Origin of the sequence: uncultured Streptococcus sp., from assembly GCF_963456385.1 — a bacterium.
Lineage (GTDB): Bacteria > Bacillota > Bacilli > Lactobacillales > Streptococcaceae > Streptococcus.
Genome location: NZ_CAUOLF010000010.1, coordinates 56,569 through 79,126, shown reverse-complemented (window position 1 = coordinate 79,126; position 22,558 = coordinate 56,569). Strand labels below are relative to the sequence as shown.

Genomic DNA, 22,558 nt, shown 5'->3' with positions numbered 1-22,558 from the left:
AGAAAATATGACACTTGATAAAACAAAGGTTGTCTACCAAATTTATCCAAAATCTTTTAAAGACACAACTGGCAACGGTTTGGGAGATTTTCGTGGGATTATTGAGAAACTTCCCTACCTGAAAGATCTGGGAGTGGACATGATCTGGCTCAATCCTTTCTATCCGAGTCCACAGCGGGATAATGGTTATGATATTTCTGACTATACTGCTGTTGACCCTATCTTTGGAGATATGGCAGATTTTGAAGAGATGGTCAAGGTCGGCCAGCAGCATGGTATTGACTTTATGCTGGATATGGTTCTCAATCATTGCTCGATTGAGCATGAGTGGTTCCAAAAGGCGCTGGCTGGGGATTCCTACTATCAGGACTTTTTTATCCTGCGGGATGAGCCGACGGACTGGCTGTCCAAGTTTGGCGGCAGTGCCTGGGCGCCATTTGGCGATACGGGCAAATATTATCTGCATCTTTATGATGTGACTCAAGCAGATCTTAACTGGCGCAATCCCAATGTTCGTCAAGAGCTCTTCAAGGTGGTGAATTTTTGGCGAGACAAGGGCGTCAAAGGCTTCCGCTTTGATGTCATCAATGTCATCGGAAAAGATGAAGTACTGAAAGATTGCCCAGAGCAGGAGGGCAAGCCAGCCTATACTGATAAGCCAATCGTCCATGACTATCTGCGTATGATGAACGAAGCAACCTTTGGTCAGGACGATTCCGTTATGACGGTTGGCGAAATGAGTGCTACGACGATTGACAATTGCATTCTTTACACGGCACCAGACCGGCAGGAGCTGTCCATGGCTTTTAATTTCCATCATCTCAAGGTGGACTATGAAGCTGGACAGAAATGGACGCTTAAGGCCTTTGACTTTGAAGAGTTAAAACGCCTCTTCCACACTTGGGGTAAGGAAATGAGCGATCATGATGGCTGGTCAGCCCTCTTTTGGAACAACCATGATCAGCCGCGAGCTCTCAATCGCTTTGTCAATGTAGAGGATTTTCGTAATGAAGGGGCGACCATGCTGGCAGCCAGTATTCATCTGTCTCGCGGGACGCCTTATATCTACATGGGTGAGGAGATTGGCATGGTGGACCCTGATTATGACTCCATGGAAGATTATATGGATGTCGAGTCTCTCAATGCATACCAGAGTTTACTTGCTGAAGGTCAATCGCCAGAAGCAGCCTTCAGGATCATCAAGGCTAAATCTCGTGATAATTCTCGGACGCCTATGCAGTGGGATGATTCAGCCAATGCAGGTTTTACAACAGGAACTCCATGGCTGAAGGCGGGCAAATCCTATCCTCTCATCAATGTGGAAAATGAAATCAAGGGACCAATCTTTACTTTTTATCAGAAATTGATTGCCCTGCGTAAGGAACTACCTATCATCGCAGAGGGCAGCTATCAGCCAGCCTATGAGGACAGTCCTCAGGTCTATGCCTTTGAGCGGGAGTGGCAAGGACAAAAACTTTTAGTCCTTAACAACTTCTATGCTGATCCGATTACGCTGGACATCCTGCCGGATTATCAAAATGGTCAGGTTCTCCTATCCAATTACGGCAAGACTCAGATTGACCATGTGATGACCCTGCAGCCATACGAAACCATGGCAATTTTAGTAGGTGAAAACTAAAGTCTCGAAAGAATCTGGAAAAAATTTCAGATTCTTTTTTATGTGTTGGGCCAGCCTAGACAAGTATTTTTCTGAACAGAGAGAAACTAATACAGAATTTTAAGAAAGCCTTTGCAAAATTTGATTCTTTTCTTTATAATAAAAATTAAATAGGATAATATACATTTATACAGAAAAGGAGAAGTTCATGAAAAAACAAGTTTCGTACAAGCAGCTCTTTCCCACAGTGGTCTTGCTAGTTGCTTTTTTATTCCTGCTTTTTTCTGTCCAACCGGTCGGAGCAGAAGAAGCAGTAAGTTCGTCGACTTCAGATGCGGCAGCTCTTACAGAGAATCCAACTATAAGCGATGAGTCGGTTGCCAGTCAAGCGGAGGGTCCATCTGTAGAATCGGGAGAGTCAAGGCCAGCTTCTACAGAGACAGTGGAAAAGGCAGACCAAGCCCCTGCTGCAGCACAAGCTGCGGCTAGCGGACCAGAAGCTGTGCCCAATGTGGGAACCATTCAGGGAGAATCACAAGCCTCTCCCTATGAGGACAAAGAAGTTCAAGTTTCCAATGTAGTTGTGACGAAAACAGACCGCTATGGTTTTTATGTTCAAGACGTGACTCCTGATGGAAATAGCAGGACTTCTGATGCCCTTTATGTTGTTTCTAAAGAAAAAGTCGATGTTGGAGACAAACTTAGTCTTGAAGGTCGTGTCAAAGAAGGCTATATGGAAGAGTTCAGCGTTCGTCAGGGGCAAACTTTCAACAAGCCCAGTGATAGCTTGACAGTCACCATGCTTGTCGCTTCCAAGGTGATCAAGGAAGGGAAAGCTGACTTACCTGCTCCAGTAGACATCGTGGCTAATATGCCTCAGGATACGGTCGATAACGATATTAATAACTATCAGCCTCAAAGTGAAGCGTTGGACTACTGGGAAAGTTTGGAAGGAATGTTGACGACGGTGAAGATGCCCCGCGTTTTAGGCCCGCAGTACCGTGGAGACATTTATCTCTTACCTGAAGGCTACCAAGCCTTGCCATTAAACAATATCGGAGGTCTCAATCTTCGTCCAAACGCCCAAAATACCGCAACCATTCCAGTCTATGTTGGCAATAAATTTATTGCCAAGGCCAAGGATTATTTCAATGGTGATGTGGTCGGTGTTGTGACCTATCGTGGGAAGATTTACAAGTTGGAGCCGACTCAGCTGCCTGATTTGGTGGACGGTGGCTTGCAGAGACAGGTCTCTCCTATCTATCCAAGCGAGGACAAGCTGACTATTGCTTCCTACAATATCGAGAATTTTTCTGCTAATGCTAAAAAAGGTGAAACGCCTGAGGAAAAAGTGACTAGAATCGCTAATTCCTTTATCAATGAAATCCATAGTCCAGATATCATTACGCTCATTGAGGTTCAAGATGAGAATGGCAGTGTCAATGACGGAACGACCAGCGGTGTCAAAAGTGGTGAAAAACTAGCGGCCCGCATCAAAGAACTGGGCGGAAAAACTTATAAGTACACCGAAGTTGCCCCACTTGACGGTCAAGATGGCGGCAAGCCTGGCTCCAATATCCGTGTGGCCTTTCTCTACGATCCAAACCGGGTGAAGTTAGTCGAAAAAGAAGCCGGTACGAGTGACGAAGCAGCTAGCTTCTCCGGTGGCCATTTGGTTAAGAATCCTGCCCGAATTGCTCCAACAAATCCAGCCTTTACCAAGGTTCGTAAATCCTTGGCAGCGGAGTTTGAATTTAAGGGCCAGAATATCGTCGTTATTGCCAATCATTTGAAGTCCAAGATTGGGGATGATGCCGTTTATGGCTCTGCTCAGCCAGCAGTTCAGCATACGCAGGCAGCCCGAATTGAGCAGGCTAAAATTTTAAATAGCTTTGTTCAGGAAGGACTGAGACAAAATCCTAACCTTAAGTTTGTGCTGACTGGTGATTTTAACGATTTTGAATTTTCCGAAACGGCTAAAGCACTGGCGGGTAATGAACTGATTAATCTTATGCAGGAGCATGATGCGGCTGACCGCTATTCCTACTTCTACCGCGGCAGCAACCAAAGCTTGGACAATATTTTTATTTCGAAGAACCTGGCAGGCAAGGCAGTCTTTGCGCCTGTCCATATCAATGCCTCTTTCATGGAGGAACATGGTAGAGCTTCAGACCATGATCCAGTAGTGGTGCAGCTGGACTTTTCTAAGGATGTTGCAGTTTCGTCTTCTGACAGCTCTCAACCGTCTAAAACAACTGAAAAATCCTCTGCCATAGCGGATCAAGGAGCTCCGTCTCAGACCCATTCTCCATCGTCCAATCAAACTGGACAAGGTCAGACAGCTAGCAGCAAGAAGAAGGGACTCCCCCAGACCGGCCAAAATAACAGTGGCTGGACAGTCTTGGGATTGACCTTGCTGATGTTTGCTTTTACTCTCAAAAAGAGAAGTAGAAATTAACTAAAATCAATTTAAAAAGTGAAATCAGGGTGGAATAAAGATTCTGCCCTGATTTTTTGCTTGCCTACTGCTTTCGCTCAAAATTTTCATCTGTTGTAAAACACTGAAAATGAAACTGAAAAACAGTTTGTTTTCTAAAAAATAGGCAAATTAAGTCTATTTTTGCTTTAATCATGTTATAATGTAGTTAGTTATAAAACGTTTTCAGAGTTAAGAGGTTGCGCGATGGTTGAAGAGAAAATTGAAGAAGCAGTTGATTATGGAAAGGTAACGGGCATGGTCCACTCCACTGAGAGTTTCGGTGCAGTTGATGGACCGGGTATCCGTTTTATTGTTTTTTTGCAAGGCTGTCACATGCGCTGCCAGTACTGCCATAATCCGGACACATGGGAGATGGAGACCAACAAATCTCAGCTGCGGACGGTGGACGATGTCTTGCAAGAAGCTCTCCGTTATAAGGGCTTCTGGGGCAACAAAGGCGGCATCACCGTCAGCGGAGGAGAAGCTTTGCTGCAGATTGATTTTCTGATTGCCCTCTTCACCAAGGCTAAGGAGCTGGGCATCCACTGTACATTGGATACCTGTGCCCTGCCTTTTAGAAATACGCCTCGCTATCTGAAAAAATTTGACAAGCTCATGGCAGTGACGGATTTAGTCTTGCTGGATATCAAGGAGATTAACGAAGAACAGCACAAAATCGTGACCAGCCAGACTAACAAGAATATCTTGGCTTGTGCCAAGTACCTATCTGACATTGGAAAGCCAGTCTGGATCCGCCATGTCTTGGTGCCGGGATTGACCGACCGAGACGATGACTTGATTGAGCTAGGTAAATTTGTAAAGACGCTGAAGAATGTTGATAAGTTTGAAATTCTACCTTACCATACCATGGGAGAATTCAAATGGCGGGAGCTGGGCATCCCTTACAAGCTGGAAGGAGTTAAGCCTCCAACAGCTGATCGTGTCAAGAATGCTAAGGAACTCATGCAGACTGAGTCCTATACAGAGTATATGAATCGGGTGCATAATAGCTAATCTACTTTGAGTATGAATAAATGGGCTGGTGGGCTGACCAGTCCATTTTTCTTAAGAAAATGTCCTTATGCTTTTGTGAAATGCCTGTAATTGTGGTAAAATAAATGCAATAAACATTATATAAAAGAAGAGGTTTATCATGTCTAAAATTTTAGTTTTCGGTCACCAAAATCCTGACTCAGATGCCATTGGTTCATCTTACGCATTTGCTTACTTGGCTCGTGAAGCTTATGGCTTAGATACAGAAGTTGTTGCTCTGGGGGAGCCTAATGAAGAAACAGCCTTTGTATTGGATTACTTTGGCGTGGCTGCACCGCGCGTGATTACATCTGCAAAGGCGGAGGGAGCTGAGCAAGTCATCCTGACAGACCACAATGAATTCCAGCAGTCTGTGGCAGATATTGCAGAAGTTGAAGTTTATGGCGTGGTGGACCACCACCGTGTAGGAAACTTTGAAACAGCTAGTCCCCTTTACATGCGCTTGGAGCCAGTGGGATCTGCTTCCTCTATTGTTTACCGCATGTTCAAGGAGCACGGCGTAGAAGTTCCAAAAGAAATTGCAGGATTGATGCTGTCTGGTTTGATTTCTGATACTCTCTTGCTCAAGTCACCAACAACTCATCCGACTGACAAGGCCATTGCACCAGAATTGGCTGAACTGGCTGGTGTCAATTTGGAAGAGTATGGTTTGGCAATGCTCAAGGCAGGTACAAACTTGGCTAGCAAGTCTGCAGAAGAATTGATTGACATCGATGCGAAAACATTTGAGCTGAATGGAAACAATGTCCGTGTGGCACAGGTCAACACAGTTGATATTGCTGAAGTTTTGGAGCGTCAGGCAGAAATCGAAGCGGCTATTGAAAAAGCAATTGCTGACAATGGCTATTCTGACTTCGTCTTGATGATTACAGACATTATCAACTCAGACTCAGAGATTCTGGCTATCGGAAACAATATGGACAAGGTCGAAGCAGCCTTTAACTTTGCTCTTGAGAATAACCATGCTTTCCTAGCAGGCGCTGTTTCTCGTAAGAAGCAAGTGGTGCCTCAACTGACAGCAAGTTTTAATGCTTAAAGAGCTCATTTGACGAAATAGGTTACTAGATGGGGGCTATTCCCCTCATACTAAAAAGGAGTTTCGGCTCCTTTTTTGATAGGCGAGAGAAATGAAGATTCAAGATTTACAAGACGGAGATTTGATTTTTACAGTCGGGTCTTCAGAAATTGCTGCAGCAATCCGAGCAGCAACGGGTTTATATAGCCATGTGGCCATCTTTTTTAATGGTGAGATTTATCATGCAACCCATGAGAATGGCGTTATCAGTCAAGACTTGTCTGATTTTTGGCAGGATGAGGATGTTTATGACGTGTACCGCTATCCAGCTATTGAAGCAGATGCTGTCTTTAAAAGAGCCAAATTGCATCTAGGAAAGCCATACAATTTCAGCTTTTATCCGCAGTCCGATGGATTTTACTGTTCGGAGTATATTGCGGAAATTTTGCCGATTTTTGATACGATTCCCATGCAGTTTGGTGATGAGGAAAATCAGATTTCTGGTTTTTGGCAGGAGTATTATCGAGAATTGGGCTTAGATGTGCCCTTAAATCAGCCTGGGACGAATCCTAGCCAGTTGGCTCAGTCAAGAAAACTCATCTACAAAGGAGAACTTCATGATTAAAATCATCAACCCCAGCCGTTTGACGCGTAAATCTTTTTTTCAGGAGCTGATTGATTATTTAGACCAGCATGAGACGGTGATTCTACGTGAGATTAAGCGAGAGTTTGAGGGCGTGTCTAATATTGACCGCTCGATAGAGGAGTATATCAAGGCTGGCTACATCCAGCGGGAGAACAAGCGATATTACCTTACGCTGCCTTTTGTGGAAAGTTTGGAGGACTTGCGTTTGGATCAAGAAGTCTTTATCCGTGATGACAGTCCTCTCTATCAGGAACTGTTAGAGCAGCGCTTTGAGACCCAGCTTTCCAATCAGACTAATGCAGCGCTCTTGCTGGAAGAGACAGATTTTCAGCGGGATAAGCTGACTTTGGCGAATTATTTTTACAAGATGCAGCGCCAATATCCGCTTTCTGAGGCACAAAAGCCCCTCTATGCTGTCTTGGGCGATGTCAATCCTGAGTATGCACTCAAGTATATGACGACCTTTCTTCTCAAGTATGTCCGCAAGGATGAGCTCATGCAGAAGCGGCGGGACATTTTTGTCGATAGCCTAGTAATCTTGGGCTATATCCGGCAAAACGAAGCAGGCAAGTATGAGTTACAGGCCAGCTTTGATAAGGAGAGATTGATTTTTCAGCTGGACTGATTTTCTCATAGAATGAGCAGAATATTTGACCTTTGAAAAGAAAAAACTTATACTACTGTAAACGGTATCAGAAACCGTAAAAAAGAATGGAGGCAAAATTATGTCACTAGAAAATAAATTCGATCAAGCTAAAGGCGCTGTTAAAGAAGGCGTGGGCAAAGTTACAGGCGATAACAAGACTGAAGCAGAAGGCTTTGTAGAAAAAACTGTTGCTAAAGCCAAAGAAGTTGCTGAAGATGCTAAAGAAGCTGTAGAAGGTGCCGTTGAAGGTATCAAAAACAGCTTGGATAAATAAAAAGTAATCAGTCGATTATTCGGCTGATTATTTTTTTTGCTGATACATAAGGTAGAGGAAGTAGGGAGCTCCAATAATGGAAATCAAAATGCCTGTCGGGACGGAGCTTCCGATGAGGAAGGTTCTTGTGATCGTATCTGCCCCTGTCATGATAAAGGCGCCTAGCAGCATGGCGGCTGGAAAGAGTAAGCGATGATCGCTAGGCAGGAATCGTTTGCTGATATGGCTAGCCAACATACCGATGAAGACAATATTTCCAGCTAGAGATAGGCTAAAGGCGACGAGAGCACTAGCTAATAACAAGGTTATCTGCCGCTCTCTTTTTAGATGAAGCCCCAGACCTAGAGCTGTTTCATCATTTAGGCTGAGAATATTGAGCTTGTGGGAGCGCAGATAGGTCAGCAGCCAGAATAAAAGCAAGAAGGGGCCAGCAATAGCTAGACTTTCCCAGTTATTACCCGTAATCTTACCAGCTAGCCAGCTAACCACATAGGTCAGTTTGTTCTGATTGACACGGCCGGTGATGGCAATCATACTAGAAGACAGGATGGTTGACAAGGTCACGCCAGCGATAATGAGCTTGACGGGGCTTATAGCATGGCCTTTTTGATGTGAGATCAGGTAAATAAGAGCTACAGTCAGCATACCGCCAAAGGTTGCGATAAAGGGAAGATAGCGAATATAGAAAGGATCGGTCACTTCTAGCTTGCTGATAGCAAGAGTAATGATAACACCAGCTCCTGCATTGATTCCCAAGGTTCCTGAATCGGCAAGTGGGTTTCGGGTAAAGGTCTGCAGCAGTACACCGCTCATCCCTAGCGAAGCTCCTGCTAGAAGGCAGACTAGAATTCGAGGCAAGCGGATCTGCTCCATGATAAAGGCGCTGCCATCATCTCCCTGCCCCAGCAGATATCGAAAAGCTTCTCCGACATTAAATTCCTGATCGCCTGATGATAGAGACAGTAGGAAAATTAGGGAAGTCAGGAGGCTGAGGCTTACTATAACCAAAAGAATCCGTTTTTTATCTCTCATAGAAAGTCCCCTTTCTCATCATCCATAGGAAGACTGGCAGCGTAACGAGACTGATAATAGAGCTAAGAGGCAGACCGACCATATGACTTGCAGTAAAATCACAGATCAGTAGAAAGAGCGCTCCTGTTAGCATCGTCAGTGGTAAGATTTTCTGGTAGTTCTTTCCGCTGATGGTTTTGACAAAGTGTGGAATAATCAGTCCGACAAGGGCTAGGCTTCCTACTAGGGCAACGGCTGCCGCTGATAACAGTAGAACAAGACTTAGAAAGAGCAGGGTTATCTGAGTTGTTCGCTGGCCTAAGCCCTTGGCTACTGTTTCATTGAGGCTAAGAATGGTTAGTTGGTGAGAAAAGAGCTGAGCCAGTAAAAGGCCTAATAGGATAAAGGGAGCAATGATTTGCAGCATTTTCCAATTGGTTCCTAGAAGCCCTCCGGCTTGCCAACCGATGACAGCATTGGTCAGGTTGAGGTAAATGGTCAAGCCTTGTCCGATGGCAGTCAGGAGTGTTGTTACCATGGCACCGGATAAGACGAGACGTAGTTGCTCAAAACCTTTTCTAGGATGGTAGGAGAGGCTAAAAACCAGAATACTGGCTAGACAGGCTCCTGCAAGTGAGAGCAGGAGTATGCTACTGTAGTGTATACTCTTAGAAAAGGCATAACCGCAGATGAGCGCTAGGCCAGCTCCTGAGTTGATCCCCAAAAGTCCTGGGTCAGCAATGGCATTGCGGGTTATCCCCTGCATGATGGCTCCTGAAACGGCCAAGCTAGCTCCGACTAGCAGAGCTGCAATTCCTCTAGGTAAGCGCAGATCTATGATGATGTTCTGGGCTGGACTTTCCTTGAAAGGATGGCTCAGCGTTTCTATCAGTTGCTGATGGGAGTAGCTGGGAATGCCAAAGCGCAGGTAGAGATAGAGTCCGCTAATCAGCAGGAGAATGAAGGCGAAAAAAACAAGCCAAAAGATGTTTGGCCTATTTTTTTGAGTGAAGAGTGAATGAAGCGTCATCTGGTGTCCTTTATATAGTCGAAAATCAAATAGCTGTCATGAGATATATCGCTTACTAGCAATGTTTTTTACTAGTCTAAGTTCCTGCAAGAAATGGCCTAGTTCATTTTTTCAAGGCCATCTTGAATGGTTTTGAGTTCGTATTCAAGTGTCAATGGATCGTTGAAATAAAAGGCGTTGGCATCCACTTTTAAGACATGGTTCTGTTGGACAGCGGGAATAGATTTCCAAACATCGCTTTCGTAAAGAGCACTGCCTGTTTTATCATCTTCAGCTGCAACCAGGACATAATCGCCAATGTACTCACTCACCGTTTCTTGGCTGACTTGCAAGTAGCCACTTGGGAATACTTCATCCTTCACCTTTTGTGGGGCATCAAATCCCAGAGACTTGTAGATAACTTCTCCGCCTCGTCCCCAGTTGTTACCGAAGAGATAGATTTCCTTTTCATATAGCCCGACAACCGTGAAAGTGACATTTTGTCCCAGCTTTTCTTTTAACTGCTTGCCAATATCAGCTGTTTTGCTCTTCCAATCGGCAATCCATTGATCAGCTTCTTTTTCCTTACCAAAGATTTGGCCAAAGCGATTCAGGATTTCTAAATAGTCATTTTTTCCATAATCGATGGCAATAGTTGGAGCGATTTTCTTTAGTTCATCGATATTTTTGTCACTGGCATCTACCACGATAAGGTCTGGCTTTTGCTTGGCGATAGACTCCAAATCTTCCGGCATCAGGACCTTGGCATTTTTGACTTTTTCTTTGAGGACAGGATTTTTGGCATCATAGGATGTTACAGTGACAGGGTCGAAACCTAGTTGCAGCAAATAGCCTGTGTAGGTAGAGGAGAGGCTGGCGATGCGTTTTGGATTTTTGGGAATATCGCCGTAGTAGTGAAATCCGTCAATTTTTGGCTTGCTGGATAGCTCGACCTTGTCTGAAGAGGCAGAGTTTTCAGATTTAGATGAGCTGCCGCAGGCAACTAAAAGGAAGATGGTGACAGTAAGGGTGGCAAATGATAAAAACTTTTTCATTTTTTCCTCCAATTCTATAAAAAGTTTAGAAGCTGTATTCATGAAGCAATATGGAAAACATATCTATGAATACATGACTTATTTAACGAGCTGATAGCTGAGGCAGAGTGGCTTATCTTGAATAGGATCCCGAATAATCTGGGCTTCAATCTGAAAAATGTCTCTCAGAATATCCGAAGTCATGACCTGCTCAACACTTCCTTGATATCGGATATGCCCATTTTTCATAGCGATCAGCTGATGGGAGAAGCGGGCAGCCAAGTTGATGTCATGCAGAACCATGATAATGGTTTTTCCGCTGAGTCGGTTTAGGTCATTCAGCAACTCCAAGATTTCCAGCTGATGATTCATATCCAGATAGGTGGTCGGCTCGTCCAGAAAAATAGTCTCTGTATCTTGAGCTAAAGCCATAGCAATCCAGACGCGCTGGCGCTGACCTCCAGACAAATCATCCACCTGCCAGTCCGAAAATTCGCTGACCTGAGTTGCTTCCATAGCCCAGCAGATTTTTTCCCGGTCTTCTGTACTGAGCCGCCCCAAGCCAGTTTGATGTGGAAAGCGGCCATAAGAGACCAGATCATAGATGGTGATGCCATCGGTTGCCTCCATGGTTTGGGGCAGCAAGGCAATCTTTTGCGCCACCTCCTTGGTCGGCAGTAGGGCGATGGACTGTCCATCCAGAGTTATGCTGCCGGCTTTTGTCGGCAAAATACGGGTAAAAGCCTTGAGAAGCGTGGATTTACCGCAGCCATTGCTACCGATAATAGTTGTAATCTTTCCCTCGGCGAGTTGGCAGTCCAGTCCGTCAATAATAACCTTTTGATTGTAGGCGACCTGGATACTTGCTGCAGAGATAGTGGACATAGACTTCCTTTCTGGCTGATTCTTCTATCAGAATTACATCTTTTATTATACCATAAAAATTTTTCTAAAAAAAGAGTTTTCTGACAATTTAATAAAAATAAAATAAAAAAGTTTTATAAAATTGTAAATAATAAAAATTTAAGCTTTTCATGCTAAGATAGAAATATAAAAAAGAACCTGCAATGATGATATAAATTTACAGGTGGTGAAAGGAGAAATGATGAAATTATTGACAAACCTACGCCCCTCTACGCCTTTGAAAGAGCTGAGGTGGTTTGATATTGCTGTGATTACCCTGCTCATGTTTGGGCAGTTTATTTACCGCTCAACGGAGCTTTATTTAGCTAGCTTTGCACCAGCTTCCAGCACAGGAGCGACTGAAACGGTGACCAATACAGCCACTGAAGGAGCGGCTTTTTCTAGCAATTTCAATTTTCAGCTGCTGATGCTGGTCTTGACCATTCTTTATCTATTGCTCCGGCGCTTTGACTTTAAGCAGCTTCCCATACGTCTGAGCTGGTCGGTTCTCCTCTGGACTCCTCTTATTTTTGTAGCAGTAGGGTTCTTTGGTGACATTGTGACGACGCTGAGCGGCGAGTATAATTACTTTGATCCAACTCTCTGGTCTTATGTAGATGTTCTAGAAATCTTCCGGAAATTTGCTGAACTGACACCTATGGCCATTCTCTACGGACTTCTAAATGGCTTCTATGAGGAATTCTTCTTTCTGGGGCTTATGACCTCTGTTAAGGATAAGTATAAGTGGTGGGCTCTGGCCTACTCTACTATCATTCGGATTTCTTTCCACACCTATCAGGGCATGCTGTGGGCCTTGGTTATCGGAGTGGTGTACGGTCTCTTTTACTATTTCCTTTACAAGTACAAGGTCAAGAACCTCTTGCCTTTCTTTCTCATGCACGCCTTGGCGGATATGTTTGGCTCCAGCTTGATGTACGTTCTGATTAAATGGCGTTAATCTCTACTAAACAAGAATAAAAAGGCGATATGCTCGCCTTTTTTCTTATAAATACTTTTCAGCAAGAGCATAGTCTCCTGGATAGGCTACTTTTTCTCCTTCTACGATTTGGTAAGCATCTGCTCCTTTACCAGCCAGAATGACGGCATCTCCCTCTCGCTCAGTCAGACTGAGAGCTTTTTTGATGGCTTCTTCTCGGTCGGCTATTTTGTCCACTGGATAGGAGATGTAGGATGCGATTTCCTCCGCAATGGCTAGAGGATCTTCATAGTTAGGATCGTCTGCGGTTAAGATAACGGTCAGCTCAGGATGCTGATTAAGTAGGCGACCGAAGTCTTTGCGGCGGCTTTCACCCTTGTTGCCTGTAGCACCTAAGAGGAGGATAATCTTGCCCTTTTGGTGTTCCTCTACCACAGACAGCAGGTTGCTTAGGCTAACACCATTGTGAGCGTAGTCAACGAAGACCTTGGCGCCGTTTTTCTGAGTCAGAACTTCCATACGGCCTGGGACTCGGGTTGCGGCAATTCCTTTTTTGATGTCTTTGAGGCTAGCACCCAGACGCAGACAGGCAAGACCAGCCGCTACTGCATTTTCTTGATTGAAGTGGCCAATGAGCTGGATATCGTAGTGGCCAGCTAACTTACCAGTCGCTTCAAAGCTGAAAGCCCGAGAATCCGTGATAGTGTTACTAGAGCCTGCTCCATAGAAATCGTGTTCCATAGAAGCGACTTGCTCTTTCACGATTTGGAAATGGTCCATGCCGCTATTCACAATAACTGCTCGGCTATTGTCCATCAAAAGCCGTTTATTGTAGAAGTAATCTTCAAAGGTTGGATGCTCAATAGGGCCGATATGGTCTGGGCTGATATTAAGAAAGACACCCACATCAAAGGTTAGGCCATAGACCCGTTTCTTGAGATAAGCCTGACTGGAAACTTCCATGATGAGATGAGTCCGATCATTAGCAAGGGCTTGGGCCATCATTTTAATAAGATCCAGACTCTCTGGTGTGGTCAGAGTTGACTTGAAGAAAGTCTCGCCATCCAAAGTAGTGTTCATAGTCGAGAGCAAAGCAGGCCGATGGCTTTGGGAAAGGATTTGATAGGCAAAATAAGCTGTAGTTGTCTTGCCCTTGGTGCCAGTAAAGGCTAGCAGTTTGAGCTTTTTCTCAGGATGGCCGTAAAATTCCATAGCTAAGAGACTCATGGCCTGCTTGACATCGTTGACCAAGAGGACCGGAATGCCCACTTGAAAGTCTGTCTCGCTGATATAAAAGCGCAGGCCAGCTGAGACGGCTTTTTCTAGAAATTCTTTCTTAAAAGCCTCACCCTTGACAAAAAAGAGGGTAGAGGCATCCGCTTGCCTGCTGTCATAGCTGATACTATCGAAAGTCAAGCCGCTGTAAGAGAAGAAGTATTCTCCGTCTTTGACAATATCACGAAAATTATGGTCTTCTTTTAAAATATCTAATACGGTTTCAATTTTAATCATAAATCTATTGTAAACCTTATGGCTGGGTTTTACAAGAGGCAAGGAAAAGTTTATAATAAAAGAAGAATAAATAGAAGAGGTTTTCTATGAGCCAAGAAACAACAAGCCAGCAGCAGCAGATGCTGCGGGGAACTGCCTGGCTAACTGCCAGCAATTTTATCAGTCGTCTTCTGGGTGCCATCTATATCATTCCTTGGTATATCTGGATGGGCAAGCACGGCGCTGAGGCCAACGGCCTTTTTACTATGGGCTACAATATCTATGCCTGGTTTTTACTGATTTCGACAGCCGGCGTGCCAGTGGCAGTAGCCAAGCAGGTAGCTAAGTACAATACCATTGACAAGGAAGAGCACAGCTTTACTCTCATCCGAGAGTTTCTAAAGTTTATGTTGCTTTTGGGAGCTGTCTTTGCAGTGATTATGTACCTGCTTTCACCAGTTTTTGCTTCTATGTCAGGGGGCGGAGCGGACTTGGTTCCTGTTATGCAGAGTCTCTCTTTGGCTGTTTTGATATTCCCATCGATGAGCGTTATCCGAGGTTTTTTCCAAGGCTTTAACAATCTCAAGCCCTATGCCATCAGTCAGATTGCGGAGCAGGTCATTCGGGTTATCTGGATGCTGCTGACAGCCTTTTTCATCATGAAAATCGGTTCTGGCAACTATGTAGAAGCGGTTACCCAGTCAACATTTGCAGCTTTTATTGGTATGCTGGCTAGCATGGCTGTCTTAGCCTTCTATCTCTGGAAGACAGGGATGCTGACTTCCATCCTTCATAAGCCATCGCATGCTACTGAGATTAATGGCCGTGCCCTCCTTTGGGATACCATTCGTGAAGCCATTCCTTTCATTATTACAGGATCTGCCATTCAGCTTTTTCAGATTATTGACCAAAATACCTTTATCCATGTCATGGGTTGGATTAGCAAGTACAGCAAATCCGAGCTGCTGGTTCAGTTTGCCTATTTCTCAGCCAATCCTAATAAAATTACCATGATTTTAATTGCAGTGGCTACTTCTATAGGTGGTGTCGGGATTCCTCTCTTGACCGAGAACTATGTCAAAGGTGATTTTCGCTCGGCTGCCCGCTTGGTGCAGGATAATCTTAGTATGCTGATTTTCTTTATCTTGCCAGCAACCATTGGTGCTGTTTTGGTAGCAGAGCCACTCTACACAGTTTTCTATGGCAAGCCAGATAGTTTAGCACTAGGCCTTTTCATCTTTGCTATGCTGCAGACCATCATCCTCAGTCTATATACGGTGTTAGCTCCGATGATTCAGGCCCTTTTCCAAAATCGAAAAGCTATTATTTATTTCCTATATGGAGTAGGAGTGAAGTTGGTGCTGCAAGTGCCATTGATTTATATTTTCAAAGCTTATGGCCCTCTTCTTGCGACGACAGTTGGCTTGATTATCCCAATCCTGCTCATGTATCAGGAAATTCGCAAGGTAACAGGTCTGAATCCTAAGAACCTCTTTAAACGAAGTCTCCTGTCAGTGATTCTGACGGTTCTGATGACCCTCTTTGTCTTGGTAGCAGAACTTCTCATTGGCCTCTTTCTCCATCCTAGCGGACGGATTTCCAGTTTTGTCTATATAGCTCTGATTGGCGGCGTTGGCCTCGCTGTTTATGGCGGTCTGGCGCTCAAAGTTCGCCTCATGGATCGCTTTATCGGTTCGAAAGCAGCTAGTCTTCGACGACGTTTTCATATCTATTAAAAAGCCACATGGCTTTTTAATTTTTAGCTTTACTATGTCTAAAACATCAACATTATAGTTTCAAACTATAGCTGGCTCTTGGAAAGAAAAAAGATAAATATTTTCAAAAGATGTTACAATAGAGGATGAAGTATTATTGAAGGACTGGAAGGTTAATATGAGTAAGGACGTAAAATTAAATACACTACTGGCTCAGGCTGGGGTTAAAACAGATGAAGCAACCGGTGCCTTAACAACACCCCTGCATTTTTCAACGACCTACCAGCACCCTGAGTTTGGTCAGTCAACAGGTTATGACTATACTCGAACCAAGAATCCAACGCGGGTTAGCTTGGAAGAGACTCTGGCTGCTATCGAAAGTGCAAATTATGCTCTAGCGACTAGCTCTGGTATGTCGGCTATTGTGCTAGCCTTTAGCGCCTTTCCGGTCGGCAGCAAGGTTTTGGCTGTTCGGGATCTCTATGGCGGCTCTTTCCGCTGGTTTGCTCAGGCTGAAGCAGAAGGGCGTTTTGCCTTTACCTATGCCAATACAGAAGAAGAACTACTCAATAATCTGACAGAGGATATAGATATTGTCTATATCGAGACACCGACCAATCCTCTTATGGTAGAGTTTGACATTGCCCGCATTTCTCAAGCGGCTCATGAGCGAGGAGCAGCTGTCATTGTGGACAATACTTTCTACAGCCCCATTTATCAAAGACCGCTGGAGGATGGGGCAGATATTGTTCTGCACTCTGCGACCAAATATCTGGGTGGGCACAATGATGTCTTGGCTGGAGCCATCATGACCAATGACGCTGGTATCTATGACAAACTTTTCTATAACCTCAACACAACTGGGCCAGTTCTGTCTCCTTTTGACAGCTATCTGCTTTTGCGCGGTCTCAAGACATTGGCTCTCCGCATGGAGCGCTCTACTCAGAATGCGCAAGAAGTAGTCGCTTTTCTGAAGCAATCTCCTGCGGTAAAAGAGGTTCTCTATCCAGGCAAGGGCGGTATGATTTCCTTTAAAGTTGTGGACGAAGGGAAGATTCCTCATCTCTTAAATAGCCTGAAAGTCTTTACCTTTGCGGAAAGTTTGGGCGGAGTAGAGAGTCTGATTACCTATCCGACGACCCAGACTCACGCAGACATTCCGGTGGAGGTGCGTCATTCTTATGGCTTGACTGATGATTTGCTGCGCTTGTCGATTGGAATTGAGGATAGTCGTGATTTGGTAGACGATTTACGAGCAGCCTTGGAGAATGAATAATATGGGAAGATATAATTTTGAAAAAGCCCCCTGTCGTGTGGGGCATCATACTTATAAATGGAAAGAAGTGGAGAAGGACAAAGAAGTCCTGCCAGCCTGGATTGCAGATATGGATTTTGAAGTCCTGCCTGAAATCCAGCAAGCTGTTCATGACTATGCTAATCAGTTAGTCTATGGCTATACCTATGCTAGTGAAGAGCTAATCAATGCTGTTCTTGATTGGGAGCGGGATGAGCACGACTATACCTTTGATCGGGATGCTTTGGTATTTATCGAGGGGGTTGTTCCTGCTATTTCGACGGCTATCCAAGCCTTTACCAAGGAAGGTGATGCTGTTCTAATCAACACTCCTGTTTACCCACCTTTTGCCCGCAGTGTCAAGCTCAATAATCGGCGGCTTATTACCAATTCTCTGATAGAGCAGGACGGTCTCTTTCAGATTGACTTTGAGCAGCTAGAGCGGGACATTGCAGACAATGAAGTCAAGATTTATGTTCTATGTAATCCTCATAATCCCGGAGGCCGAGTTTGGGAACGGGAAGTATTAGAGAAAATTGGCCGCCTCTGCCAAAAGTACGGCGTCCTCGTGGTCTCAGACGAAATCCACCAAGACTTGACGCTGTTTGGCCATGAACACCAGTCTTTTAATACTGTCTCGCCTGAATTTAAGGACTTTAGCCTGATTTTAGCCAGTGCGACGAAGACTTTTAATATTGCTGGGACTAAAAATTCCTATGCTGTGATTGAAAATCCTAGCTTGCGGCAACGATTTAAAAAACGCCAGCTGGCCAACAACCAGCATGAAATTCCTGGTCTTGGATTTTTAGCAACAGAAGCAGCCTATCGTTACGGTTGGTCTTGGTTGATGGAACTCAAGGAAGTTCTGGAGAAAAATGTGAATTTTGTGGTTGATTATTTTGCCAAGGAAGCGCCGCGCCTTCGAGTCATGAAGCCTCAAGGGACTTATCTGATTTGGCTGGACTTTTCAGATTATGGCCTGACAGATGACCAGCTCTTCCAGCTGCTGCGAGAAGAGGCTAAGGTTGTCCTGAATCGGGGAAGTGATTTTGGCCAAGAAGGTAAAGGTCATGCCCGCCTAAATGTTGCTGCTCCAGAGACGATGGTTGAAGAAATCTGCTCCCGTATTGCAGAGGTATTGCCAAAATAAATCAAAAACTGTTTTGATTTATTTCTCAAATACCTTTATATTATGTGTTATAGTCTACGGAAGTAAAGTACAGAAAATCCTTGAAAAGGCTTGCTTATGGCAAGCCTTTTCACTCTTTTTTTGATATAATAAGAGGAATAAATTGAAAGAAGGAAATCCAATCATGGGAAAACTTGAAGTTATCGCTCATCCGCTTATTCAGCATAAATTGTCTATCTTGCGTCGTACAGATACCTCTACCAAGGCATTTCGTGAATTAGTTGATGAAATCGCAATGCTCATGGGATATGAGGTCTTGCGCGATTTACCACTTGAAGATGTAGAAATTGAAACACCAATTACTAAAACAGTCCAAAAACAGATTGCAGGGAAGAAATTAGCTATTGTACCAATCTTGCGAGCTGGTATTGGCATGGTGGATGGACTTCTGAGCTTGGTTCCAGCAGCTAAGGTCGGCCATATCGGAATGTACCGTGATGAGGAAACCTTGAAGCCGGTTGAATACCTGGTCAAGCTGCCAGAAGATATTGACCAACGTCAGATTTTTGTTGTGGATCCAATGCTAGCTACTGGTGGTTCTGCGATCTTGGCGGTGGATTCTTTGAAGAAACGTGGTGCTAGCCACATTACATTTGTGTGTTTAGTTTCTGCGCCTGAAGGAGTAAAAGCTTTGCAGGAAGCTCATCCAGATGTTGATATTTTCACAGCTGCTCTAGATGACCATCTCAATGACCATGGTTATATCGTACCAGGACTGGGAGATGCAGGAGATCGTCTTTTCGGAACCAAGTAGAAGTTTCTATTTGACCTTTTTTGACTAAAAGGATATAATAGTCTCGTAATTTGAAATTCTATTTCTTAGTTTGATAGAAAATTTTAAAAAGAGAAAGAGAGAAAACTATGATTCCTGTAGTTATTGAACAAACCAGCCGAGGAGAACGCTCCTATGATATTTACTCTCGGCTATTAAAAGACCGGATTATCATGCTGACTGGCCCAGTAGAGGACAATATGGCCAATTCAGTCATTGCTCAGCTCCTTTTCTTGGATGCGCAAGACAATACTAAAGATATTTATCTCTATGTAAATACGCCGGGGGGATCTGTTTCAGCAGGTCTGGCCATTGTGGATACTATGAACTTCATTAAGTCTGATGTTCAGACCATTGTTATGGGTGTAGCTGCCAGCATGGGAACGGTCATTGCTTCCAGTGGTGCCAAAGGCAAACGCTTCATGCTGCCAAATGCAGAATATCTGATTCACCAACCAATGGGAGGAGCTGGAAGTGGCACTCAGCAAACGGATATGGCCATTGTAGCTGAGCACTTGCTTAGAACTCGGAATACCTTGGAAAAAATCTTGGCTGAGAACTCTGGCAAGTCCGTTGAGCAGATCCACAAGGATGCGGAACGCGATTACTGGATGAGTGCTCAGGAAACCTTGGAATACGGCTTTATTGACGAAATCATGGAAAATAGCAATTTAAGCTAACATAGGAGGAGTCGAAAGTGGCTCCTTTTTTGCTGCTTTGAATCTGACAAGCTAGCAAGTTCAGGTGTTTTAAGCTGGCTATTAAGCTTTTCAGGGCTAGTTTTTTTGCCCTATCTTTGCTATAATCATCTAAGAACTACATGGACTGGAAAGGAGTTTTATGATAGAGAGAGAAGAAAGGGTGGGCTTGATTGTCTATCTTTACTATAATCGAGATGCCAAAAAGCTGGCAAACTTTGGGGATATTATTTATCATTCTAAGAAGCATCGCTATCTGCATCTCTATGTCAAGCAAGAGGAAGCCCAGAACTTACAGGAGAATCTGCCCAAGGAGCGCTACGTTAAGCAAGTCCGAATTTCTCATATAAAAGAACTAGATCAAAACTTTGTTGGAAGCCTGTATAGAGAGCAAGAAAACGTTATCATTTGATAAAATTTCTATAAAGGGTTGACAATTGTCAGATAATTCGATATATTCTTACTATATCATCAAATAAATCACTTAAGGAGATTTCCTAATGAAGAAAAAATTTGCACTATCCTTAGTAGCTTTTGCTAGTGCGGCCCTTCTCGCAGCTTGTGGAGAAGTATCTAACAATAACTCAACAGCAACTGGTACAGAAATTGGCGATACGATTAAATTTGGTTTTAACTTTGAAGAATCAGGTGAAGTAGCAGCCTACGGTACAGCTGAACAACATGGTGCTCAGTTGGCAGTTGATGAAATCAACGCTGCTGGCGGAGTAGATGGTAAGAAGATTGAAGTTACTGATAAGGATAACAAATCAGAAACTGCTGAAGCATCTACCATCACCACTAGCTTGGTTACCCAAAGCAAGGTAAATGCAATCATTGGCCCTGCGACTTCTGGAGCTACAGCTTCAGCTACTGCAAATGCTGCTAAAGCAGGTGTACCAATCATTACACCAAGTGCGACACAGGATGACCTGACCAACAAGCAAGATTATCTTTACCGTGCAACCTTCATTGATAGCTACCAAGGTAAAATCATTTCTAAGTATGTCACTGACAACTTGAAAGCTAAGAAAGTCGTTCTTTACTATGATCAATCCAGTGACTACGCTAAAGGAATGGCGGATGCCTTCAAGAAGGAATTCAAGGGTGAGATTGTAGCAACAGAAACCTTCCAATCCAAGGATACAGACTTCCAAGCTGCTTTGACAAAGATTAAGGGCAAAGAATTTGATGCTCTGGTTGTTCCAGGTTACTATACAGAAGCTGGTAAAATTGTCAATCAAGCACGTGGTTTGGGTATTGACCAAACAATCGTTGGTCCTGATGGCTTTGGTGATGCTAAGTTCGTTGAGCAAGCAACTCCAGCTGCAGCTACAAATGTTTACTATGTATCTGGCTTTACAACTTCTGGTGAAATGTCAGAAAAAGCTAAGAAGTTTGTTGAAGCATACAAAGCTAAGTACAAAGAAGAGCCATCTATGTTTGCAGCTCTGGCATATGACTCTGTTTATATGGCAGCTGAAGCAGCTAAAGGCGCTAAAACTTCTGTAGATATCAAAGACAACTTGGCTAAGCTTAAAGATTTCGATGGAGTGACTGGTTCAATCACTATTGATAAAGATCACAATCCAGTGAAAACAGCTTTGATGATTGGCTTGAAAGACGGTCAAGTAGATACTGTAGAAACAGTTAAAGCGGAATAAGAATTATGAGGCTGGGGCTATCCCAGTCTTTGACTTGTTTTCTATTTCTAGTTGCTTGAGCAAATTAGTAGATAATTTCTTTCTGAATCTACGGATTTGAAAGAGTATTGTTTTATAATCTATTCTTCTTCTTTTCTCAATCAACTATTATTCGTATTTTGGGAGTGGGATGATAAAATCACGACCTAGTCTGCTGATTTTTCTCCCATTCCTTATTTTATTATAGAAAGAGTGGTGTCTAATGCTCCAACAATTAGTCAACGGTCTAATCCTGGGTAGTGTTTATGCGCTTCTGGCTTTGGGTTATACCATGGTTTATGGGATTATTAAGCTGATTAACTTTGCCCACGGCGATATCTATATGATTGGTGCCTTTATGGGTTATTACTTGATTAATATCCTGAAGTTTAATTTCTTCCTTTCTCTCATTTTAGCCATGATTGGGACAGCGATTCTCGGTGTGGTTATTGAGTTTTTAGCCTATCGTCCTCTGAGAAATTCGACTCGGATTGCGGCTTTGATTACAGCCATTGGGGTTTCTTTTCTCCTTGAGTATGGCATGATTTTCTTTGTCGGTGCCAATACCCGTTCCTTCCCGCAGGTTATTAAAACAGTACGCTTTAACTTAGGGCCGATTTCTATCTCAAATATTCAGCTGCTGATTTTGGGAATTTCGATTTTCCTCATGGTGGCTCTGCAGTTTATCGTGCAGAAGACAAAGATGGGTAAGGCTATGCGTGCTGTATCTGTAGACAGTGATGCTGCTCAGCTGATGGGAATCAATGTCAATCGGACAATCAGCTTCACCTTTGCTTTGGGATCAGCTCTTGCAGGAGCTGCTGGCGTCCTGATTGCCCTTTACTATAATTCATTGGAGCCTTTGATGGGGATGACTCCAGGTATTAAGTCCTTTGTAGCAGCCGTTCTCGGTGGTATTGGAATCATTCCTGGTGCTGCGCTTGGTGGCTTTGTTATTGGTCTTTTGGAAACTTTTGCGACAGCGCTTGGACTATCTGATTTCCGCGATGCTATTGTCTATGCGATTTTGATTGTCATTCTTCTGATCCGACCAGCTGGTATCCTCGGCAAAAATGTGAAAGAGAAGGTGTAAGG

Annotated in this window: 21 protein-coding genes; 16 read left to right on the top strand and 5 right to left on the bottom strand. The window is 43.9% G+C overall.

Translation table 11 applies throughout. The annotated features are described in order from the left end of the window. Positions 1-7: 7 nt before the first annotated feature. From treC to RP262_RS05695, 7 genes are all read left to right on the top strand, one after another. On the top strand, positions 8-1,639 hold the full coding sequence (gene treC, locus RP262_RS05725) for an alpha,alpha-phosphotrehalase (protein WP_311154548.1): 1,632 nt from the start codon (positions 8-10) through the stop codon (positions 1,637-1,639). A 187-nt stretch (positions 1,640-1,826) separates the two neighbouring features. Continuing rightward, on the top strand, positions 1,827-4,076 hold the full coding sequence (locus RP262_RS05720; protein WP_311154547.1) for an endonuclease/exonuclease/phosphatase family protein: 2,250 nt from the start codon (positions 1,827-1,829) through the stop codon (positions 4,074-4,076). A gap of 225 nt (positions 4,077-4,301) precedes the next feature. Further along, positions 4,302-5,111 carry a pyruvate formate-lyase-activating protein gene (gene pflA, locus RP262_RS05715; RefSeq protein ID WP_002905907.1) on the top strand — a complete coding sequence of 270 codons (810 nt, stop codon included), beginning with the start codon at positions 4,302-4,304 and terminating at the stop codon, positions 5,109-5,111. A 139-nt stretch (positions 5,112-5,250) separates the two neighbouring features. Continuing rightward, positions 5,251-6,186: a manganese-dependent inorganic pyrophosphatase gene (locus RP262_RS05710; protein WP_125402469.1), complete on the top strand. Its 936-nt coding sequence runs from the start codon at positions 5,251-5,253 to the stop codon at positions 6,184-6,186. A gap of 91 nt (positions 6,187-6,277) precedes the next feature. Continuing rightward, complete coding sequence (locus tag RP262_RS05705; protein WP_125402471.1) at positions 6,278-6,790, top strand: YiiX/YebB-like N1pC/P60 family cysteine hydrolase; 513 nt, start codon at positions 6,278-6,280, stop codon at positions 6,788-6,790. Beyond that, positions 6,783-7,436: a DUF1803 domain-containing protein gene (locus tag RP262_RS05700; protein WP_125402473.1), complete on the top strand. Its 654-nt coding sequence runs from the start codon at positions 6,783-6,785 to the stop codon at positions 7,434-7,436. The genes RP262_RS05705 and RP262_RS05700 overlap by 8 nt, the downstream gene beginning before the upstream one ends. A 100-nt stretch (positions 7,437-7,536) precedes the next feature. Beyond that, positions 7,537-7,731 carry a CsbD family protein gene (locus tag RP262_RS05695; protein WP_002894655.1) on the top strand — a complete coding sequence of 65 codons (195 nt, stop codon included), beginning with the start codon at positions 7,537-7,539 and terminating at the stop codon, positions 7,729-7,731. 27 nt (positions 7,732-7,758) lie between these two features. On the opposite strand, the gene RP262_RS05690 is transcribed toward RP262_RS05695, so the two are convergent. The 4 genes from RP262_RS05690 to RP262_RS05675 form a co-directional block, all read right to left on the bottom strand. Continuing rightward, a complete protein-coding gene (locus RP262_RS05690) occupies positions 7,759-8,763 on the bottom strand; it encodes an iron ABC transporter permease (protein WP_311154546.1) in 1,005 nt (334 codons plus the stop codon). Further along, entirely contained in the window at positions 8,753-9,772 is a 1,020-nt protein-coding gene (locus RP262_RS05685) for an iron ABC transporter permease (protein ID WP_311154545.1), read from the bottom strand. Before RP262_RS05685 ends, RP262_RS05690 begins: the two co-directional genes overlap by 11 nt. A 98-nt stretch (positions 9,773-9,870) precedes the next feature. Continuing rightward, entirely contained in the window at positions 9,871-10,806 is a 936-nt protein-coding gene (locus tag RP262_RS05680; protein ID WP_032912395.1) for an iron-hydroxamate ABC transporter substrate-binding protein, read from the bottom strand. Positions 10,807-10,884: 78 nt separating this feature from the next. After that, positions 10,885-11,670: an ABC transporter ATP-binding protein gene (locus tag RP262_RS05675; protein WP_311154544.1), complete on the bottom strand. Its 786-nt coding sequence runs from the start codon at positions 11,668-11,670 to the stop codon at positions 10,885-10,887. A gap of 220 nt (positions 11,671-11,890) precedes the next feature. Between RP262_RS05675 and RP262_RS05670 the strand changes: the two genes are divergently transcribed. After that, positions 11,891-12,646, top strand: coding sequence for a CPBP family intramembrane glutamic endopeptidase (locus tag RP262_RS05670; RefSeq protein ID WP_032912396.1), 756 nt, complete (start codon positions 11,891-11,893; stop codon positions 12,644-12,646). Between the two features lie 45 nt (positions 12,647-12,691). Here RP262_RS05670 and RP262_RS05665 read toward each other — a convergent pair whose 3' ends face one another. Beyond that, positions 12,692-14,137, bottom strand: coding sequence for a UDP-N-acetylmuramoyl-L-alanyl-D-glutamate--L-lysine ligase (locus tag RP262_RS05665; protein WP_002909152.1), 1,446 nt, complete (start codon positions 14,135-14,137; stop codon positions 12,692-12,694). Between the two features lie 86 nt (positions 14,138-14,223). On the opposite strand from RP262_RS05665, the gene RP262_RS05660 reads away from it, so the two are divergent. From RP262_RS05660 to RP262_RS05625, 8 genes are all read left to right on the top strand, one after another. Next, positions 14,224-15,852, top strand: coding sequence for a polysaccharide biosynthesis protein (locus tag RP262_RS05660; protein ID WP_002913106.1), 1,629 nt, complete (start codon positions 14,224-14,226; stop codon positions 15,850-15,852). Between the two features lie 97 nt (positions 15,853-15,949). Then, a complete protein-coding gene (locus RP262_RS05655) occupies positions 15,950-17,107 on the top strand; it encodes a cystathionine gamma-synthase (RefSeq protein WP_080555636.1) in 1,158 nt (385 codons plus the stop codon). Further along, the gene (locus RP262_RS05650; RefSeq protein WP_311154543.1) at positions 17,100-18,275 is read left to right on the top strand and encodes a MalY/PatB family protein; all 1,176 of its coding nucleotides are present in this window, start codon (positions 17,100-17,102) and stop codon (positions 18,273-18,275) included. Before RP262_RS05655 ends, RP262_RS05650 begins: the two co-directional genes overlap by 8 nt. Positions 18,276-18,438: 163 nt before the next feature. Then, positions 18,439-19,068, top strand: a complete 630-nt coding sequence (gene upp / locus RP262_RS05645) for a uracil phosphoribosyltransferase (protein ID WP_002894672.1) — start codon at positions 18,439-18,441, stop codon at positions 19,066-19,068. Between the two features lie 80 nt (positions 19,069-19,148). Then, entirely contained in the window at positions 19,149-19,766 is a 618-nt protein-coding gene (locus tag RP262_RS05640) for an ATP-dependent Clp protease proteolytic subunit (protein WP_223313447.1), read from the top strand. A gap of 160 nt (positions 19,767-19,926) precedes the next feature. Continuing rightward, positions 19,927-20,196 carry a YlbG family protein gene (locus RP262_RS05635; protein ID WP_002920616.1) on the top strand — a complete coding sequence of 90 codons (270 nt, stop codon included), beginning with the start codon at positions 19,927-19,929 and terminating at the stop codon, positions 20,194-20,196. An 88-nt stretch (positions 20,197-20,284) separates the two neighbouring features. Next, on the top strand, positions 20,285-21,445 hold the full coding sequence (locus RP262_RS05630) for an ABC transporter substrate-binding protein (protein ID WP_002905096.1): 1,161 nt from the start codon (positions 20,285-20,287) through the stop codon (positions 21,443-21,445). 241 nt (positions 21,446-21,686) lie between these two features. Next, entirely contained in the window at positions 21,687-22,556 is an 870-nt protein-coding gene (locus RP262_RS05625) for a branched-chain amino acid ABC transporter permease (RefSeq protein WP_002897070.1), read from the top strand. Positions 22,557-22,558: the final 2 nt, after the last annotated feature.

Excerpts from the sequence above, each read along its gene's own strand:
- RP262_RS05695 (WP_002894655.1), top strand. The coding sequence starts at position 7,537 with ATGTCACTAGAAAATAAATTCGATCAAGCTAAAGGCGCTGTTAAAGAA.
- RP262_RS05650 (WP_311154543.1), top strand. The coding sequence starts at position 17,100 with ATGAATAATATGGGAAGATATAATTTTGAAAAAGCCCCCTGTCGTGTG.
- pflA (WP_002905907.1), top strand. The coding sequence starts at position 4,302 with ATGGTTGAAGAGAAAATTGAAGAAGCAGTTGATTATGGAAAGGTAACG.
- RP262_RS05685 (WP_311154545.1), bottom strand. The coding sequence starts at position 9,772 with ATGACGCTTCATTCACTCTTCACTCAAAAAAATAGGCCAAACATCTTT.
- RP262_RS05635 (WP_002920616.1), top strand. The coding sequence starts at position 19,927 with ATGATAGAGAGAGAAGAAAGGGTGGGCTTGATTGTCTATCTTTACTAT.
- RP262_RS05720 (WP_311154547.1), top strand. The coding sequence starts at position 1,827 with ATGAAAAAACAAGTTTCGTACAAGCAGCTCTTTCCCACAGTGGTCTTG.
- RP262_RS05690 (WP_311154546.1), bottom strand. The coding sequence starts at position 8,763 with ATGAGAGATAAAAAACGGATTCTTTTGGTTATAGTAAGCCTCAGCCTC.
- RP262_RS05700 (WP_125402473.1), top strand. The coding sequence starts at position 6,783 with ATGATTAAAATCATCAACCCCAGCCGTTTGACGCGTAAATCTTTTTTT.
- RP262_RS05675 (WP_311154544.1), bottom strand. The coding sequence starts at position 11,670 with ATGTCCACTATCTCTGCAGCAAGTATCCAGGTCGCCTACAATCAAAAG.
- RP262_RS05710 (WP_125402469.1), top strand. The coding sequence starts at position 5,251 with ATGTCTAAAATTTTAGTTTTCGGTCACCAAAATCCTGACTCAGATGCC.
- treC (WP_311154548.1), top strand. The coding sequence starts at position 8 with ATGACACTTGATAAAACAAAGGTTGTCTACCAAATTTATCCAAAATCT.
- RP262_RS05705 (WP_125402471.1), top strand. The coding sequence starts at position 6,278 with ATGAAGATTCAAGATTTACAAGACGGAGATTTGATTTTTACAGTCGGG.
- RP262_RS05665 (WP_002909152.1), bottom strand. The coding sequence starts at position 14,137 with ATGATTAAAATTGAAACCGTATTAGATATTTTAAAAGAAGACCATAAT.
- RP262_RS05625 (WP_002897070.1), top strand. The coding sequence starts at position 21,687 with ATGCTCCAACAATTAGTCAACGGTCTAATCCTGGGTAGTGTTTATGCG.
- upp (WP_002894672.1), top strand. The coding sequence starts at position 18,439 with ATGGGAAAACTTGAAGTTATCGCTCATCCGCTTATTCAGCATAAATTG.
- RP262_RS05660 (WP_002913106.1), top strand. The coding sequence starts at position 14,224 with ATGAGCCAAGAAACAACAAGCCAGCAGCAGCAGATGCTGCGGGGAACT.
- RP262_RS05670 (WP_032912396.1), top strand. The coding sequence starts at position 11,891 with ATGAAATTATTGACAAACCTACGCCCCTCTACGCCTTTGAAAGAGCTG.
- RP262_RS05630 (WP_002905096.1), top strand. The coding sequence starts at position 20,285 with ATGAAGAAAAAATTTGCACTATCCTTAGTAGCTTTTGCTAGTGCGGCC.
- RP262_RS05680 (WP_032912395.1), bottom strand. The coding sequence starts at position 10,806 with ATGAAAAAGTTTTTATCATTTGCCACCCTTACTGTCACCATCTTCCTT.